Origin of the sequence: Kocuria sp. HSID17590 (assembly GCF_003989485.1) — a bacterium.
Lineage (GTDB): Bacteria > Actinomycetota > Actinomycetes > Actinomycetales > Micrococcaceae > Kocuria > Kocuria salsicia.
Map to the genome: position 1 here is coordinate 12350 of NZ_RBMB01000007.1, position 15343 is coordinate 27692.

General features: G+C 71.6%; 11 protein-coding genes and 1 tRNA gene. 7 read left to right on the forward strand and 5 right to left on the reverse strand.

The genetic code is table 11. The features are described from left to right. Positions 1 to 98 precede the first annotated feature (98 nt). The gene (nudC, locus tag D8M39_RS03545; protein WP_126874430.1) at positions 99 to 1073 is read left to right on the forward strand and encodes an NAD(+) diphosphatase; all 975 of its coding nucleotides are present in this window, start codon (positions 99 to 101) and stop codon (positions 1071 to 1073) included. 2 nt (positions 1074 to 1075) lie between these two features. Further along, positions 1076 to 2875: an ATP-dependent helicase gene (locus tag D8M39_RS03550; protein WP_371413757.1), complete on the forward strand. Its 1800-nt coding sequence runs from the start codon at positions 1076 to 1078 to the stop codon at positions 2873 to 2875. 20 nt (positions 2876 to 2895) lie between these two features. Here the strand turns inward: D8M39_RS03550 and D8M39_RS03555 are convergent, their stop codons facing one another. Both D8M39_RS03555 and D8M39_RS03560 read right to left on the reverse strand, forming a co-directional pair. Next, the gene (locus D8M39_RS03555; protein WP_055085508.1) at positions 2896 to 3720 is read right to left on the reverse strand and encodes an alpha/beta fold hydrolase; all 825 of its coding nucleotides are present in this window, start codon (positions 3718 to 3720) and stop codon (positions 2896 to 2898) included. Next, positions 3717 to 5195, reverse strand: a complete 1479-nt coding sequence (locus tag D8M39_RS03560; protein ID WP_126874431.1) for an NAD(P)/FAD-dependent oxidoreductase — start codon at positions 5193 to 5195, stop codon at positions 3717 to 3719. Before D8M39_RS03560 ends, D8M39_RS03555 begins: the two co-directional genes overlap by 4 nt. Before the next feature lie 339 nt (positions 5196 to 5534). Here D8M39_RS03560 and D8M39_RS03565 point away from each other — a divergent pair, with 339 nt between their 5' ends. Then, on the forward strand, positions 5535 to 6542 hold the full coding sequence (locus D8M39_RS03565) for a LacI family DNA-binding transcriptional regulator (RefSeq protein WP_126874432.1): 1008 nt from the start codon (positions 5535 to 5537) through the stop codon (positions 6540 to 6542). A gap of 26 nt (positions 6543 to 6568) precedes the next feature. On the opposite strand, the gene D8M39_RS03570 is transcribed toward D8M39_RS03565, so the two are convergent. Further along, positions 6569 to 7384, reverse strand: coding sequence for a hypothetical protein (locus tag D8M39_RS03570; protein WP_238693936.1), 816 nt, complete (start codon positions 7382 to 7384; stop codon positions 6569 to 6571). Positions 7385 to 7488: 104 nt separating this feature from the next. Here D8M39_RS03570 and D8M39_RS03575 point away from each other — a divergent pair, with 104 nt between their 5' ends. After that, positions 7489 to 8082 carry a M48 family metallopeptidase gene (locus D8M39_RS03575; RefSeq protein ID WP_126874433.1) on the forward strand — a complete coding sequence of 198 codons (594 nt, stop codon included), beginning with the start codon at positions 7489 to 7491 and terminating at the stop codon, positions 8080 to 8082. A 266-nt stretch (positions 8083 to 8348) separates the two neighbouring features. Here the strand turns inward: D8M39_RS03575 and D8M39_RS03580 are convergent, their stop codons facing one another. Beyond that, positions 8349 to 9893 (reverse strand): zinc-dependent metalloprotease, encoded by a 1545-nt coding sequence (locus D8M39_RS03580; RefSeq protein WP_126874434.1) that lies wholly within the window; start codon positions 9891 to 9893, stop codon positions 8349 to 8351. 356 nt (positions 9894 to 10249) lie between these two features. Between D8M39_RS03580 and D8M39_RS03585 the strand changes: the two genes are divergently transcribed. The 3 genes from D8M39_RS03585 to D8M39_RS03595 all read left to right on the forward strand — a co-directional run bounded on the left by D8M39_RS03585 (position 10250) and on the right by D8M39_RS03595 (position 14622). After that, positions 10250 to 11332, forward strand: a complete 1083-nt coding sequence (locus D8M39_RS03585; protein WP_238693937.1) for a PDZ domain-containing protein — start codon at positions 10250 to 10252, stop codon at positions 11330 to 11332. A 108-nt stretch (positions 11333 to 11440) separates the two neighbouring features. After that, entirely contained in the window at positions 11441 to 14428 is a 2988-nt protein-coding gene (locus D8M39_RS03590) for a UPF0182 family protein (protein WP_126874435.1), read from the forward strand. Between the two features lie 117 nt (positions 14429 to 14545). Beyond that, positions 14546 to 14622, forward strand: a tRNA-Met gene (locus D8M39_RS03595). Positions 14623 to 14797: 175 nt separating this feature from the next. On the opposite strand, the gene D8M39_RS03600 is transcribed toward D8M39_RS03595, so the two are convergent. After that, positions 14798 to 15226, reverse strand: coding sequence for a hypothetical protein (locus D8M39_RS03600; RefSeq protein WP_126874436.1), 429 nt, complete (start codon positions 15224 to 15226; stop codon positions 14798 to 14800). Positions 15227 to 15343: the final 117 nt, after the last annotated feature.

A 15343-nucleotide genomic window follows, 5' to 3' on the forward strand; every position in this document is an offset into this window, starting at 1 on the left:
GGGTCGTCCTCACCCCACCCACCCTACCGGCCACGGCCCGGGGCGGGCTGTCCACAGCGGCCCGGGAGGGTGTCCGGACCCCGGTCTACAGTGGTCGGGTGATCTCATCCCAGGACCGTCCCGGCGCCGTCGCGCCCCTGCTCGACGACGCCCAGCTTCCCTTCGCCGGGCGCCCGTTCGACCGGGACGCGGTCGCCCGGGAGCACAGCGATCTCGTGGCCGAGGCGCTCGCCTCGCCCACCGCGCGGGTGCTCGTGATGCGGGGTTCCCAGGCCCCCACGCGCGACGGCGCCCTGGCCCTCCCATTCGTGGCGGAGGTCCCGGGGCCCACGGATGATCCCGGCCGCCCGGACGTGTACCTGGGGCGGATGGCGGAAGGTGCCCAGGTGATCCTGCGCACCTTCCGCGCGGACACCCAGCTGCCCGGTCTCGACGACGCCCGGTGGGAGGGGCTGCGCACGCTGGCCACCGCGGTGGACCAGGAGCAGACGTCGTTGCTCGTCACCGCGCAGGCGGTGGCGCTGTGGCACCGTGACCACCCGCGGTGTCCGCGCTGCGGGGCGCTCACGGAGACCATCCGCTCCGGGTGGGCCCGGCGCTGCCCCGAGGACGAGTCGCTGCACTTCCCCCGCACGGACCCCGCGATCATCGTCGCGGTCGTCGAGGACGGCCCGGACGCGTCCTCGCAGCGCATCCTGCTGGGCCGCTCGGCGGCGTGGGCCGGCAACCGGTACTCCACGTTCGCCGGCTTCGTGGAACCGGGGGAGTCCGCGGAGCAGGCGGTGGTCCGCGAGGTCGGGGAGGAGGCGGGGATCACCGTGCACACTGTGCAGTACCAGGGCTCGCAGCCCTGGCCGTTCCCGCGCTCCCTGATGCTCGGCTTCCGGGCCCTCGCGGGTTCCGACGCCGCCGTGCCGGACGGCGAGGAGATCCTCGAGGTCCGCTGGTTCACCCGGGAGGAGCTCACGGCGGCCGCCGCGGACGGCACCGTCACGCTGCCGGGCGCGGTGTCCATCGCCCACGCGCTGATCGTCAGCTGGCTCGGTCACGAGCTGCCAGAGACCGGGTGGTGAGCGTGACGGAGCAGCGTCTGGAGGAGCAGAGCGCGGAGGAGCGGATCCTGGGCGGGCTGGACCCGGAGCAGCGCGCCGTGGCCACCACCCTGCACGGACCGGTGTGCGTGCGGGCCGGAGCGGGCACGGGAAAGACCCGCGCGATCACTCACCGGATCGCGTGGGGGATCGCCTCCGGCGTGTACACCCCGCAGAAGACACTGGCCCTGACCTTCACGGCGCGGGCGGCCAACGAGATGCGGCAGCGGCTGCGCGTGCTCGGGGCCCCCGGCGTGCAGGCCCGCACCTTCCACTCGGCCGCGCTGCGGCAGCTGCAGTACTTCTGGCCGCAGGCCGTGGGCGGGCCGCCGCCGGAGATCGTCAACCACAAGGCCCGGCTGATCACCGAGGCCGCGCAGGCCATGAGGCTCACCACGGACCGCGCCACCGTCCGCGACGTCGCCGCGCAGATCGAGTGGGCGAAGGTCACCATGCTCACCCCGGACACCTACGTCCAGGCGGCGGAGGGCCGGGACATGCCCGCGGGCTGGGACGTGCGCACCATGCAGCGGCTCTACCAGTCCTACGAGGACCTTAAGGCGGACCGCCACCTCATCGACTTCGAGGACGTCCTGCTGATCACCGTGGGCATCCTGGAGGAGGACGAGCGGATTGCCGCGGCGGTCCACTCCCAGTACCGCCAGTTCGTGGTGGACGAGTACCAGGACGTCTCCCCGCTGCAGCAGCGCCTGCTCGACGCGTGGCTCGGCTCCCGGGACGACCTCTGCGTGGTGGGGGACGCCTCCCAGACCATCTACTCGTTCACCGGCGCCACCTCCCGGCACCTGCTGGAGTTCCCGGCGCGCTACCAGGGGGCCACGGTCGTGGAGCTCGTGCGGGACTACCGCTCGAGCCCGCAGGTGGTCAACACCGCCAACAGGCTGCTCGCCGCCCGCCGCCCCACGCTCGGCTCCGCGCCGGACACGTGGGCCACCCCGCTGCGTCTGGTCTCCCAGCGCCCGGCTGGGCCCGAGCCCACCTGGAACGAGTACCCGGACGACGAGGCCGAGGCCGCCGGCGTCGCGGTCCGGATCCGGGATCTCATCGACGACGGTGTGGCGCCCCACGAGATCGCCGTCCTGTTCCGCACCAACGGGCAGTCGCAGGCCTTCGAGGCGGCGCTCGCGGACGCGGACATCGGCTTCCAGCTGCGCGGCTCGGAGCGGTTCTTCAACCGCCCCGAGATCCGCCAGGCCATCGTGCAGATCCGCTCCGCCGCCCGCACCGAGGGCGCGGACCGGGCGGACGTGCCCCAGCAGGTGCGGGACATGCTGCGCTCGCTCGGCTACAGCGACCGCGCACCGCGCTCGGACAGCGCCACGCGGGCCAGGTGGGAGTCGCTGCGCGCACTCGTCTCGCTGTCGGACACCATGGCCGCCCGCGCGGCGGAGAAGGACGAGACGCTGTCACTCGCGGGTTTCGCCCAGGAGCTCGAGCGCCGCGCCACCACCCAGGAGGCACCCGTGATGGACGGGGTCACGCTCGCCTCGATGCACTCCGCGAAGGGCCTGGAGTGGGACGCCGTCTTCCTCGCCGGGCTCTCCGAGGGGCTCATGCCCATCTCCTTCGCGGACACCCCGGAGGCCGTGGACGAGGAACGGCGTCTGCTCTACGTGGGGATCACCCGCGCGCGCGAGCACCTCGTGTTCTCGTGGTCGCTCTCGCGCACGCCGGGTGGGCGTCCGAACCGCTCGCGCTCGCGGTTCCTCGACGCCGTGCTGCCCCCGGCGTCGGGCACGCCCGCGCGTCGTCGTTCCCGGTAGGACGACGACGCCGCGGCGGCTCAGCCCCGGTGGTCCACCTCGTCCCAAAACTCGCGCGCCAGGTGCGCGAAGTCCTCAGCACGCTCGATCTGTGGCCCGTGCCCGGTGTCCTCGAAGCGGTGGGTGCGGGCGCCCAGGGCCTTGGTGCCGCGCGCCATGTGCCGGAACGGCAGCACCGTGTCCTTGTCGCCCCACACGATGAGCACGGGCACGCCGGTGGCCCGGACGCGGGGGAGCAGCGCCCTGCGCCAGCCACCCTTCACGCCCGCGACTCCACCGAGCGAGCGCAGCATCCCCAGGAACGCGTCCGTGCCGCCGGGACGCCCGGCCAGCTCGTAGCCGTGCTGCACTCGCTCCTCTGTGACGAAGGCGGGGTCGTGGTACATCGCGCGTTCGGAACGCCTTGCGCCCTCGCGGCTGGGGCGCATGGCGCGCTCGCCCAGACCGGGGATGCTCGCCAGGCGCAGCGCGGGACTCACACCGCGGCCGAAGCCGGCGGAGTCCGCGAGCAGCAGGCTGCGCACCAGCTCGGGGTGGTCCGCCGTGAGCTGCATTGCCACGGCGCCGCCGAGGGAGTTGCCGACCACGTGGACCGGGCCGACGCCCTGCGCCCGGAGGAATCCGGCGACGTCGCCCGCCAGGCGTTCCAGGGTCATGCCGCCGTCCGGGGCGGGGGAGTCCCCGAAGCCGGGCAGGTCCAGGCTCCACACCTGGAAGGAGTCCTCCAGCAGCTCGTGCTGGGCCTGCCAGTCGGCGCGGCTGCGGCCGATGCCGTGGATGAGCAGCACCGGCGCGCCCTGCCCACCCACGCGGTACGCGATGCCGTTGCTCAGCCGCGCGTTCACGACGCCACCGTCGCGGTCTCGGGGGTGGCCGGTGTGAACTCGAGCTGCCCGTCGCGCTCGCTGCCCGGGCGGAACAGGACCTTGTCCCGCAGGTAGTTCTGCCGCACGTGCCACGCTCCGTCCGGACCCTGGCGGGGGAGTAGGTGGGCACCGCGCTGGATGTAGCCGGAGGCCAGGTCGATCAGGGGGCGCAGCTGGGACCGCGGCCCCTTGTAGCGCGGCGTCACGGCCACGGCGCCCCGGCGGTCCATCTGGTCCAGCAGCCGACGGAAGTAGTCGGTGATGAGATCCACCCGCAGCGTCCACGACGAGTTGGTGTAGCCGATCGCGAAGGCGAGGTTCGGCACGCCGTCGAGCATCATGCCCCGGTAGCTCACCCGCATGGCAGGATCCACGTGCTGGCCGTCCACCTGGACGTCCACGGCCCCGAAGAACTGCACGTTCAGGCCGGTGGCGGTGACGATCACGTCTGCCGGCAGGTGCCGTCCGGAGGCGAGATCGATGCCGTCCGCGGTGAAGCGCTCGATGGTGTCCGTGACCACCTCGGCGTCGCCCTCGCGGATGGCCCGGAAGAAGTCGCCGTCCGGGGCGGCGCACAGCCGCTGGTCCCACGGGTCGTACTCGGGGGTGAAATGCTCGTCCACGGGGAAGGTGGGGCCCAGGTGCTTCACCGCGCCCTTGTGCAGCAGCTCGCGCATGGCCTGCGGGCGGCGGCGGCTGAACTCGTAGACGAACATCCCGCGTGCAATGTTGCGCCACCGGTTGGCCTCCCCGGCCAGGCGCGGCGGGAGCCAGGAGCGCAGCTTCATGCCCGCGGTGTCCCTGCCGGGCACGGAGGCCACGTAGGAGGGGGAGCGCTGCAGCATGCTCACGTGGGCGCCGCGCTCGGCGAGCGCCGGGAGCAGTGTCACTGCCGTGGCGCCGCTGCCGATCACGACCACGCGCCGGCCCGCCAGGTCCACGTCCTCGGGCCAGTGCTGGGGGTGGATGACCGTGCCCCGGAAGTCCTGCAGACTCGGCCACTCGGGGGTGTAGCCCTCGTTGTAGCGGTAGTAGCCGGTGGCCATGAACAGCCAGCGCGAGCTCAGCCGCGAGGTCTCCCCGGTGTGGACGTCCTCGTGGGTGACCGTCCAGGTGCTGGTCTCGGAGGACCACTGCGCGCTGCGGACCCGCTGCCCGAAGCGGATCTCGGAAGTGACACCCGCCTCGTCCGCGGCCTCGCGCAGGTACTCGAGGATGGTGTCGCCGGTGGCCAGGCTGCGCTCCCCGGTCCACGGGTGGCTGCGGTAGCCGAAGGTGGCCATGTCCGAGTCGGAGCGGATGCCGGGGTAGCGGAAGAGGTCCCACGTGCCCCCGAGGTCCTCTCGGGCCTCCAGGACGGCGACCGTCCGGCCCGTGCCCGCCAGTTCGCGCGCGGCCCCGATGCCCGAGATGCCTGCGCCGACGACGATCACGTCAACGTCGTACGTGCTCATGGTGCGTCCCACTCCCTGTGGTCCTGTGCTGCTGTGCTCGGTGTCCCGCCGCTGCCAGCCGGTGCCGCGGCCACCGTGCTCACTGCGTGCACGGACCGGCGTCGGACGGGTCTACTAACGCGTGTTAGTGTCTGTGATACCGAGTGTAACAGGTCACATCAAGGCCGTCACGGGTCAGGCTGCCGGAGGGTCAGGTCGTCAGACGGTCAGGGCGTCAGCAGGTCAGGCGGACGGAGCCCCAGGAATTCGGACGGTCGGAGCGTCGCAGTGCCAGAGGAGCGGTGGCGCGTCCGGCGCGCCTATCGTGGGGCGGACGACGGCGGGAGAGGGAGCACACGCATGGACGGTCAGGAGACCAAGTCCCGGCGGGCCACGAGTGCCGACGTCGCGCGCCTGGCGGGCGTCTCGCGCACCACCGTGAGCTTCGTCCTCAACGACACCCCCACCCAGTCGATCTCCGCGGAGACCCGACGCCGCGTGCTCGCCGCGGCGCGCGAGCTCAGCTACGCGCCGTCGGCCGAGGCACGGGCGCTGAGCCGGGGCCGTTCGACGTCCGTGCTCGTCTACCTGCCGCCCGCCCGCTCCCTCACGGAGGAGATCGGGCGGATCGTGGAGCGGCTCTCCACGCTGTTCGACGAGGCCGGGCTGTCCATGGTCATCCACGCGTGGACCCGCCGCCCCGCGGCGCAGGTGTGGTCCTCCGTGACCCCGGCCGCGGTGCTCGCGTGGGACCTCACGGACGAGGACGCGCAGCTGATGCGCGGCAACGGGGTGCGCGGCGTGGCCTCCTGGACGGGCAGGGATGCGATCGGCCGGTGGGTCACCGGCGCGAGGGAGCAGGACAGCGCTCGGCTCCAGGTGGGGCGGCTCGTGGCCGCCGGCCACCACCGGCTCGGCTACGCGGTCACGGGGGCGGACCACATGCACGGTGCGTCCCAGTGGCGCTGGGAGGTGCTGCGCCGCGAGTGCGAGCAGCGCGGCCTCCCCGCACCCGGGGTGATCCGCCTGCCCGCGGATGCTTCGGAAGCCGCGCAGGGACTGGAGGCGTGGCGTGCCCGTGAGCCCGGGGTCACGGGGATCTGCGCGCACGACACCACGGCGGCGCTGGCCGTGCTGGCCGGGATGCGGCGGCTCGGGTGGCGCGCCCCGGAGGACCTCGCGGTGGTGGGCGTCAGCGACTCCGCGGCGGCTGCCCTGGCCGATCCACCGCTGACCATGGTGGCGCTGGATCCGGAGATCACCGCCCGCTACATCGTGGACGTCGTGACGGCGCTCGTTGCCGGGACACCGACACCGCCCGCGCCGGCCAGCGGCGGAGCGGTGCTCGTGGACCGCGAGTCCGTCTGACCCACCACGGGTCTGGATGCCACGCCTCACGGGTCCATGAAGGACAGCGAGCACAGGCACCCGGGCTCGGGCGGCAGCGGAATCCGCCGCAGGCCGTGGTGCAGGGTGGGCCCCGCGGGGCCCTGGTCCGCAGCAGGATCGCCGGGCCCCGCGGCGTCGTCGAAATCGAGCGCGAGGGACAGCAGGAGTCCCGCGATTTCGCCCGCCACCACCGTGCGGGTCACCCGCCGGAAGGGCTGCGCGCGTTCCGAGAGGGCGGGAGCGGCGGCAATCAGCGGGTGCTCGCGGACGAACGCGCGGGCGTGGCGGGCGGCCCCGGTCACGCAGCTGCGGCACGGGCGGTGAGCCCAGTCCGTCACGGGCCAGCGCACCACGCACGCGCCGTCCGTGAGCACCGTGAGGGTGGGCAGGTGCCCGTCCACGTCCGGCACCGGGGGCTCTCTCAGGTCCGCCAGGAGGTCGCCCGCGACCGACCACGCGTGCACCGCGACCGCCCCGCCCACGGCGGCGCTCGGGAAGAGCTCCGGCGCGGTGAGCGGGACGCAGCGCGGTGAGCGCCGCCGGAGCATGGCGCGCAGGGCGAGCTCGCGGGGCAGTCCCTCCGTCTCCGCGGGGTACGGGCCGTCGTGGGCGTCCAGGGCGAGCACGCGGGACCGGTCGTTGACGTCGAGCAGGCAGACGCCAGCGTCCACCAGGGCGAGGGCCACCGCCGCGGCGAGCGGATCGAGCCCGGCGAGGAGCACCCGGACCTCGTCCGCCCTCGGCACGGACGGGCCCGGCCCCGCGAGGCTTCCGGGTGGTGATGCCGAGGCGGCACGGGCGGTGGGCGTGCGCTGAGTCATGGCACCACTGTTCGACGCGAACCGGGCGTCGGGCCAGACCCCGGGCGAAATCCACAGGACGGATCGGCTTTGGCGGAGTCCGAGCGGGGTGGTGGACTGGTGGCATGCCCAGGAGACGAGCCCCCCAGCCGGCGCAGGACTTGCCGGAGATCATCGTGCAGCGCAGCGCGCGACGCACCAAGACCGTGAGCGCGCACTTCAGCGGGGACGCCATCGTGCTGGCGGTGCCCCAGCGGGCCACCCGGGCGCAGATCGCGTACTGGAGCGAGACGCTGGTTGCCAAGGTCGTGGCGAAGCGCCGGGCGGCGGAGGCGGCGGCACGCACGCGCTCCACCGACACCGCGCTGGAAGAGATGGCGCGGCGGCTGTCCCGCACCTACCTCGACGGCGCGGCGCGCCCCACGAGCGTGCGCTGGTCCACGCGGCAGCACACCCGGTGGGGGTCGGCCACGCCCAGCACCGGCACCATCAGGATCGCCCGGCGCCTCGCGGACGCACCTTCCTGGGTGCTCGAGACCGTGGTGCTGCACGAACTCGTGCACCTGCTGGAGGCGCACCACAACGAGCGCTTCTGGGAGCTGGCGCGGCGCCACCCCAGAGCGAACGACGCCGCCCAGTTCCTGGACGGCGCCGCGTGGGCAGAGCGCCACGGGGCCGGGGAGCCCGACGAGGACGCTCCCGGCGGTCAGCCCGAGTAGGCCCCGAACCGGCTTCGTGCCGGTGGATCGAAAGGCTCCTGGTAGACCGCACGGCGCCCGACGGGCCGACCCGCGCCTGACGGACCGAGTGGCGGCTGGCGGTCCACCATGTGCTCAGCGGACCGAGAGAACAGGGTGGACCGAGCAGACCGAGCAGCCTCGGCGGCTCGACCGGACCGAACACACCCGGCGAACCGAGCGCCGCCAGCGGACCGAACAGGCCTGGCGGACCTGGAAAGGCCGGCCCGCCCTGGCACCGGCCCGTCTCAGCGGGCGGCGGGCCCTTCCGGATCGGTGTCGTCGGAGGAACCCTTGCCCTGCGCTCCATCCTCCTCGTGCCCCGTCTCCGAAGCGCCGTCGTCAGAAGCCCCACTGTTCGAAGCCCCATTGTTCGCAGACCCGCTGGTCTGGGACCCGGCGTCCGGGGACACGGTGCCTTCCGTTCCGTTGGCCTCCGCCCCGGACGCGCCGGACCCGTCGTCGTAGCCGCCCGAGAGCAGCTTCTCGAGGGCGGCGTCCATCTCCTCGTCGCTGGCCGTCAGCAGGCCGCGGCGCTCCTCGAAGCCCTGGGGGTCGTCGAGGTCCTCGTCCGTGGGCAGCAGCTCGGGGGACTCCCAGAGGCTGTCCCGCTCGGTGGTGCCGCGCTGCTCCTCCAGGTACTCCCAGAAAGCGGCCGCCTCGCGCAACCTGCGCGGCCGCAGCTCGAGACCCACCAGGGAGCCGAAGGTGCGCTCGGCGGGCCCGCCCTCCGCGCGGCGTCGGGCCATCATCTCGGTGAGGGCGGGAGCGGACGGAATGTTGGCGGTCGCCGCGACCGTGACCCGGTTGACCCAGCCCTCGATGAGCGCGAGCACGGTCTCCAGCTTGGCGAGCGTGGCCTCCTGGGTGGGCGTCATCTCGGGGCTGAACACCCCGGAGGTCAGCGCGTCCTGGATTCCGGAGGGGTCCGAGGGGTTCAGATCCCGGGCGATGGACTCGATGCGCTCCATGTCGATGTGGATCTCGGACGCGAACGCCGTGATGAGGTCCAGCACGTACTGGCGCAGCCACGGCACACCGTGGAACAGCCGCGTGTGGGCCGCCTCGCGGATGGCGAGGTAGAGCATGACGTCCGAGGCGGGAAGGTCCAGGCCCTCGCTGAACTCGGCCACGTTGGACGGCACCAGCGCGCACTTGTCCTTGGCCAGGGGGATCCCCACGTCCGTGGAGGAGAGCACCTCGCACGACAGCGCTCCCACGGCCTGGCCGAGCTGCATACCGAACATCATGGACCCGGCACCGGCGAGCATCCCGGAGAGGTCCGCACCGCCCATGGCCTGGGAGAGCTCCGGCGGAAGCTGCTGGGTGAGTGCCTCCGTCATGGCCTTGGACACCGAGGTGGCCACCGGCGCGGACATCTCCTGCCACGTCTGCCACGTGGCCTCGATCCACTCGGCGCGCGACCACGCGGACGGCAGCACCGGGGCCTCTCCGAACGCGGTCTTCTCCGCGAGCCACAGGTCCGCGAGCTTCATGGCGTCGCTCACGGCGCCCTTCTGCTTCTCCGTGACGGACGGATCGCCCTTCTGGGCGGCGGCCTGCCGGGCGTTCTGGTGGGCCAGCTCCCAGTTCACGGGTTCACCGCTGCCGGAGGAGCTCATCATGGACTGGATCTGCTGGAACATCATGGACATGGACTGCGGGTCCACGGGCATCCCGGCGGGCATGTCACCGGGCTTCATGGCGCCGGAGCCGAGCAGACGTTCGAACATCTCCTGGAACGGGTCCTTGGGGCTCTCCCCGTTCTCGTCGTTGGGAGGATTCGAAGGCATGGGACCGCCAATCATCGAGAGAGGTCTGGGACTCCCTCCAGACTATCGGGAGGCCCCCGGCCCGAACCACTGTTCCGGTCCCCGGTTCGCTGACGGCTCAGGTCCTGCGAGCCACCTGGGAACGGTGCCGGGGCGCACGGGACGGGGGCTGCGGTGCCCATTGGCCGGGGCGCCCGCCACGACCCGGGCGGCGTCGTCCCCGGGAGTGCGGGGGAGGGCGCGCGCCGGGCACGACGACGCCGCGTGGCGGCCCCGCTTGCCCGGTACGCGGCGTCGTCGTGCCGTGCCGGGGGAGCGGGGCCGGGTGCGCCGAGTACCCTGGGACGGTCCAGGAGGCCGGGGGAAGGGAACCAGACGTGACGGCTGAGCAGAAGGGGCGGTGGCGCGCACGCGTGCGACGGCCGTCGTTGCCCTCGGCGGCGCTCGCCGGGATGAGCGTGCTGCTCGTGGCCGGGGTGGTGCTGCCCGCGCCGTACGTGATCGAGGCCGCCGGGCCCACGTTCAACACCGTGGGCAGCCACGACGACAAGCAGCTCGTGAAGATCACGGGCGCCGAGACCTACCCGAGCGACGGCCAGCTGGACCTCACCACGGTGTACGTCAGGGGCGGGCCGTCCGGGCGGATCAACTCGATCAACGCGATCCTGGGCTGGCTGGACCCCACGGATGCCGTCCTGCCCGAGGACACCCTCTACCCGCCGCAGACCACGGGCGAGCAGGTGGACGAGTCCAACGCCGCCGCCATGACCACGTCCCAGGAGGACTCCGTGGCCGCGGCCATGACCTACCTGGACAAGCCCTTCACCACCACGCTCACCGTGCACGCGCTCGTGCCCGGCGGGCCCGCGGAGGGTGTGCTGCAGGCGGGGGACGAGCTCGTGTCCGTGAACGGCACCCACGTCACCTCCCTGGAGGGGCTGCGCGGGCAGCTCGACGCCGCCGGGGCCGACGGCGCCGAGCTCACCGTTCGCAGGGACGGCAAGGAGATCACCAAGCAGGTCAAGCTCACCCGGGACGCGGACGGCTCACGCTGGCAGCTCGGCGTCTACCTGCTGCCGCACTACGACTTCCCGGTGGACGTGGACTTCCAGCTGGAGCAGGTGGGCGGGCCCAGCGCGGGGACGATGTTCGCGCTCGGGATCATCGAGGAGCTCACCCCCGGCTCCATGGCCGGGGACCAGCACATCGCCGGGACCGGGACGATCTCTCCGGACGGCACGGTGGGTCCCATCGGCGGCATCCGCCAGAAGCTCGAGGGCGCCAAGGACGCGGGGGCCTCCTACTTCCTGGCGCCGTCGCAGAACTGCGACGAAGTGGTGGACCACGTCCCGGACGGGCTCACCGTGGTGGAGATCGACACCCTGGGCGAGGCCGTGAGCGCGGTGGAGCACGCCGCCGCCGGCAACGTCACGGACCTCCCCAGCTGCGGCACCCGGTGACACCACCGACGCCGCGCAATTGCGCGCGTCGGAGGGGCTCAGCACAATAAGGTTGACACTGACCATCGACAGATCGTCAGCCGCGCCCAGGAATCTACGAGGTATGCAGTGACCGCCGGATCCACATCCCCCCGTCCATCCAGCAGGTCCGCGACGGGCCGGCGCAAACGAGGGGCGCTGCTGCCCGCGGTGATCGCGGTGGTGGTCCTCATCGCGCTGTTCGTGGGCTTCACGCAGGTCTACACGAACGTCCTCTGGTTCCAGCAGCTCGGCTACCTGCGGGTGTTCGTGACCCGGAACCTGGCCGTGATCGGGCTGTTCGTGGTGGCCGCGCTGATCGTGGCCGGCCTCATGTTCCTCAGCCTGTGGCTCGCCTACCGCAACCGCCCCCGCGGCGAGGAGCGGATCAGCGAGAACATGCAGAAGTACCAGCAGGCGCTGGACCCGGTGCGCAAGGTCGTCATGGTGGCCGTGCCGGTGATCTTCGGACTCTTCGCCGCCTCCACGATCGCCTCCCAGTGGAAGACGGTGCTGCTGTTCTTCAACCAGGAGCCGTTCGGGCAGACGGATCCGCAGTTCAACATGGACCTCGGGTTCTACGTCTTCACCATTCCGTTCCTGCGCCTGCTCCTCGGTTTCCTGGTCACGGCACTTCTGCTCGCCGGGGTGGGCGGGCTGCTCATGCACTACGTCTACGGCGGCATCAGGATCCACGAGCGCGGGATCGACACCACCCGTGCGGCCCGCGTGCAGCTGGGCTCGATCGCGGCCGCGTTCCTGGCACTGCAGTCCGTGAACTTCTGGCTCGACCGCTACTCCACGCTGACCTCCAACTCGGGCAAGTGGACGGGCGCGCTCTACACGGACGTCAACGCGGTGATCCCCACCAAGGGCATCCTCGCCGTCGCGGCCGTCCTGGTGGCCATCCTCTTCGTCGTGGCCGGGTTCATCGGCCGGTGGAAGCTGCCGCTGATCGGCGCCGCGATGCTCGTGGTGGTGGCCGTGGTGGCCGGCGGGCTGTACCCGTGGGCCATCCAGCGCTTCCAGGTGACCCCCACCGAGCAGGCGCTCGAGAACGAGTACATCCAGCGCAACATCACGATGACCCGCCAGGCCTACGGGCTGGACGACACCGAGGTCACCCCCTACGACGCCACCACGAAGACCGAGAAGGGCGCGCTGCGCCAGGACACGGAGACCACCTCCAACATCCGCCTGCTGGACCCCAATGTGGTCTCCTCCGCGTTTGCCCAGCTGCAGCAGTTCCGCCCGTACTACCAGTTCGCGGACAACCTGAACGTGGACCGCTACGACATCGACGGCCAGACCCAGGACACGGTGATCGCCACCCGCGAGCTGAACCCGGACCAGATCCAGGGCTGGTACAACCAGTCCGTGGTCTACACGCACGGCTACGGCGTGGTCGCGGCCTACGGCTCACGGGTGCAGGAGGACGGCAAGCCGGAGTTCATGCAGTCCGGCATCCCGTCCAAGGGCCAGATCTCCGACGACTACGAGCCGCGCATCTACTTCGGCGAGAACTCTCCGGAGTACTCGATCGTGGGCGGCGCGGAGGGGGACGCGCCCCTCGAGCTCGACCGGCCCCAGACCGACGACGGCAACGACGCCGACGCCAAGACCACGTTCACCGGGGACGGCGGCCCGGCCGTGGGCAACCTGTTCAACAAGCTCTCGTACTCGATCAAGTTCCAGTCCACGGACATGCTGCTCTCGGACGCGGTGCGCCCGGACTCGCAGATCCTCTACGACCGCAACCCGCGGGAGCGGGTGGAGAAGGCCGCCCCCTACCTGACGGTGGACGGCAAGCCCTACCCGGCGATCGTGGACAACAAGGTGGTGTGGATCGTGGACGCCTACACCACCGCCGCGTCCTACCCGTACTCCACACCGTCGGTGCTGCAGGAGGCGACCCAGGACACCCAGACCGCGCAGGGCAACGCGGCGGCCCTGCCCGCCGAACGCGTGAACTACATCCGCAACTCCGTCAAGGCCACCGTAAACGCCTACGACGGCTCGGTCGACCTCTACGCGTGGGACGACCAGGACCCGGTGCTCAAGGCGTGGCAGAAGGTCTTCCCGAGCACGGTCAAGCCGTACTCGGAGATGTCCGCGGACCTCATGGCACACGTGCGCTACCCGGAGGACATGTTCAAGGTCCAGCGCGAGCTGCTGAACAAGTACCACGTGACGGACGCGAACAGCTTCTACGCGAACGACGACGTCTGGTCCGTCCCGAACGACCCCACCCAGCAGAACCGCGACGTCTCGCAGCCGCCGTACTACCTCTCCATGCGGATGCCGGGGGAGAAGGAGGCTAACTTCTCGCTCACCTCCTCGTTCATCCCCCAGCAGAACGAGTCCGGCAACACCCGCAACGTGATGTACGGGTACCTCTCCGCGAACGCGGACGCGGGCACCGGCAAGGCGGGCGAGAAGAACGAGAACTACGGCAAGCTGCGGCTGCTCGAGCTGCCGCGCTCCTCGTCCGTGCCGGGGCCGGGCCAGGCGCAGAACAACTTCAACTCGAACACCGAGGTGTCCAACGAGCTGAACATCCTGCGCCAGGGCGCGTCCGAGGTCATCAACGGCAACCTGCTGACCCTGCCGGCCGGTGACGGCATGCTCTACGTCCAGCCGGTGTACGTGCAGTCCTCCGGGGACGCCGCCTACCCGACCCTGCGCAAGGTGCTCGTGGGCTTCGGCGAGAAGGTGGGCTACGCCCCCACCCTCGACGGCGCACTGGACCAGGTCTTCGGCGGCAACTCGGGCGCCGCCACCGACAAGGGTGCTGGTGTGGACGACGAGGCCGCGGAGGCGGCCCAGGGTGGTGACTCGGGCGGCTCCGACGGCGGGGACACCGCCTCGGCGAGCCCCTCGCCCAGCGGGTCCTCCTCGCCCGCCCCGCGCTCCTCCTCCCTCCAGGAGGCCCTGGACAGGGCGAACACGGCCATGAAGGACTCGGACAAGGCCAGGCAGGACGGTGACTGGGCCAAGTACGGCGAGGCCCAGGAGCAGCTCCAGAAGGCCATCGAGGACGCCATGCAACAGGAGGGGAGCGCTTCGCCTTCGGAGTGAGCACCTGCTTCCCTCGGTCGTCGGGTGTCGGGCGGAGGTGGCGAACGCCAGGCCGGACGGGGGAGCGACCCCCGATTTGCACGACCGGGCGACCCTCCGTATAGTTGTGGATGTCGCCGCGGGGTGGAGCAGTTCGGTAGCTCGCTGGGCTCATAACCCAGAGGTCGCAAGTTCAAATCTTGCCCCCGCAACCACGAAGAAGGCCGGTTCCCTCGGGAACCGGCCTTCTTGCATGTCCGGGCCTGTGACCGGTACGGCATGCTGAGCTTTCCGCCTACACAGAACGACGCCGCCGGGCCCGTTCGAGGGGCACCGGCGGCGTCGTGCTGTGTAGGGGCAGCCAGCTGCGGCTCGGAGAAGCCGTTCGCCTCACCTGTCCGAGCGCACTCCCACCTTGCGTGCCGGGTTTCCGGCCCAGATCTCGTTCTCACCGGTGTCGCTCATGAGCACGGAGTTGGCGCCCACGATGGTCCCGGCGCCGATCCGGGTGACCCCCGCTCCACCCAGTACCACGCAGCCGGGGAAGAGCACGGCGTCGTCCCCGATGTGCAGCCACTCGAACGGGGACTGTTCACGGGGCAGGTGCGCGTCCTTCCGCCCGATGGTCACGTTCTGGTAGATGCGCACCCGTTCGCCCAGGGTGACCTCGGGGTAGACCACCGTGCCCATGCCGTAGTGCACGAGCCGCAGGTCCTTTCCGCCCCGGACCCCCGCGGGGATCGAGATGTTCAGGGGCAGCAGCGCGAGCCGCGCCCACCGGTGCCGACGAAGTGCCACGAGTTTCTCGGGTAGTCCCATGTCAGCCCACACTAGTGGACCCGCGAGCCAGTGCGGAGGGCCGCTGTAAAGGCCTTGTGAACGGCCGCCACGCTCGCCGTCAGGTGCTCGCGGCCCGCACAGCACGACGCCGCCGGG

Coding starts and splice junctions, on each gene's coding strand:
- D8M39_RS03600 (WP_126874436.1), bottom strand. CDS start 15,226: ATGGGACTACCCGAGAAACTCGTGGCACTTCGTCGGCACCGGTGGGCG.
- D8M39_RS03570 (WP_238693936.1), bottom strand. CDS start 7,384: ATGACTCAGCGCACGCCCACCGCCCGTGCCGCCTCGGCATCACCACCC.
- D8M39_RS03575 (WP_126874433.1), top strand. CDS start 7,489: ATGCCCAGGAGACGAGCCCCCCAGCCGGCGCAGGACTTGCCGGAGATC.
- D8M39_RS03565 (WP_126874432.1), top strand. CDS start 5,535: ATGGACGGTCAGGAGACCAAGTCCCGGCGGGCCACGAGTGCCGACGTC.
- D8M39_RS03580 (WP_126874434.1), bottom strand. CDS start 9,893: ATGCCTTCGAATCCTCCCAACGACGAGAACGGGGAGAGCCCCAAGGAC.
- D8M39_RS03560 (WP_126874431.1), bottom strand. CDS start 5,195: ATGAGCACGTACGACGTTGACGTGATCGTCGTCGGCGCAGGCATCTCG.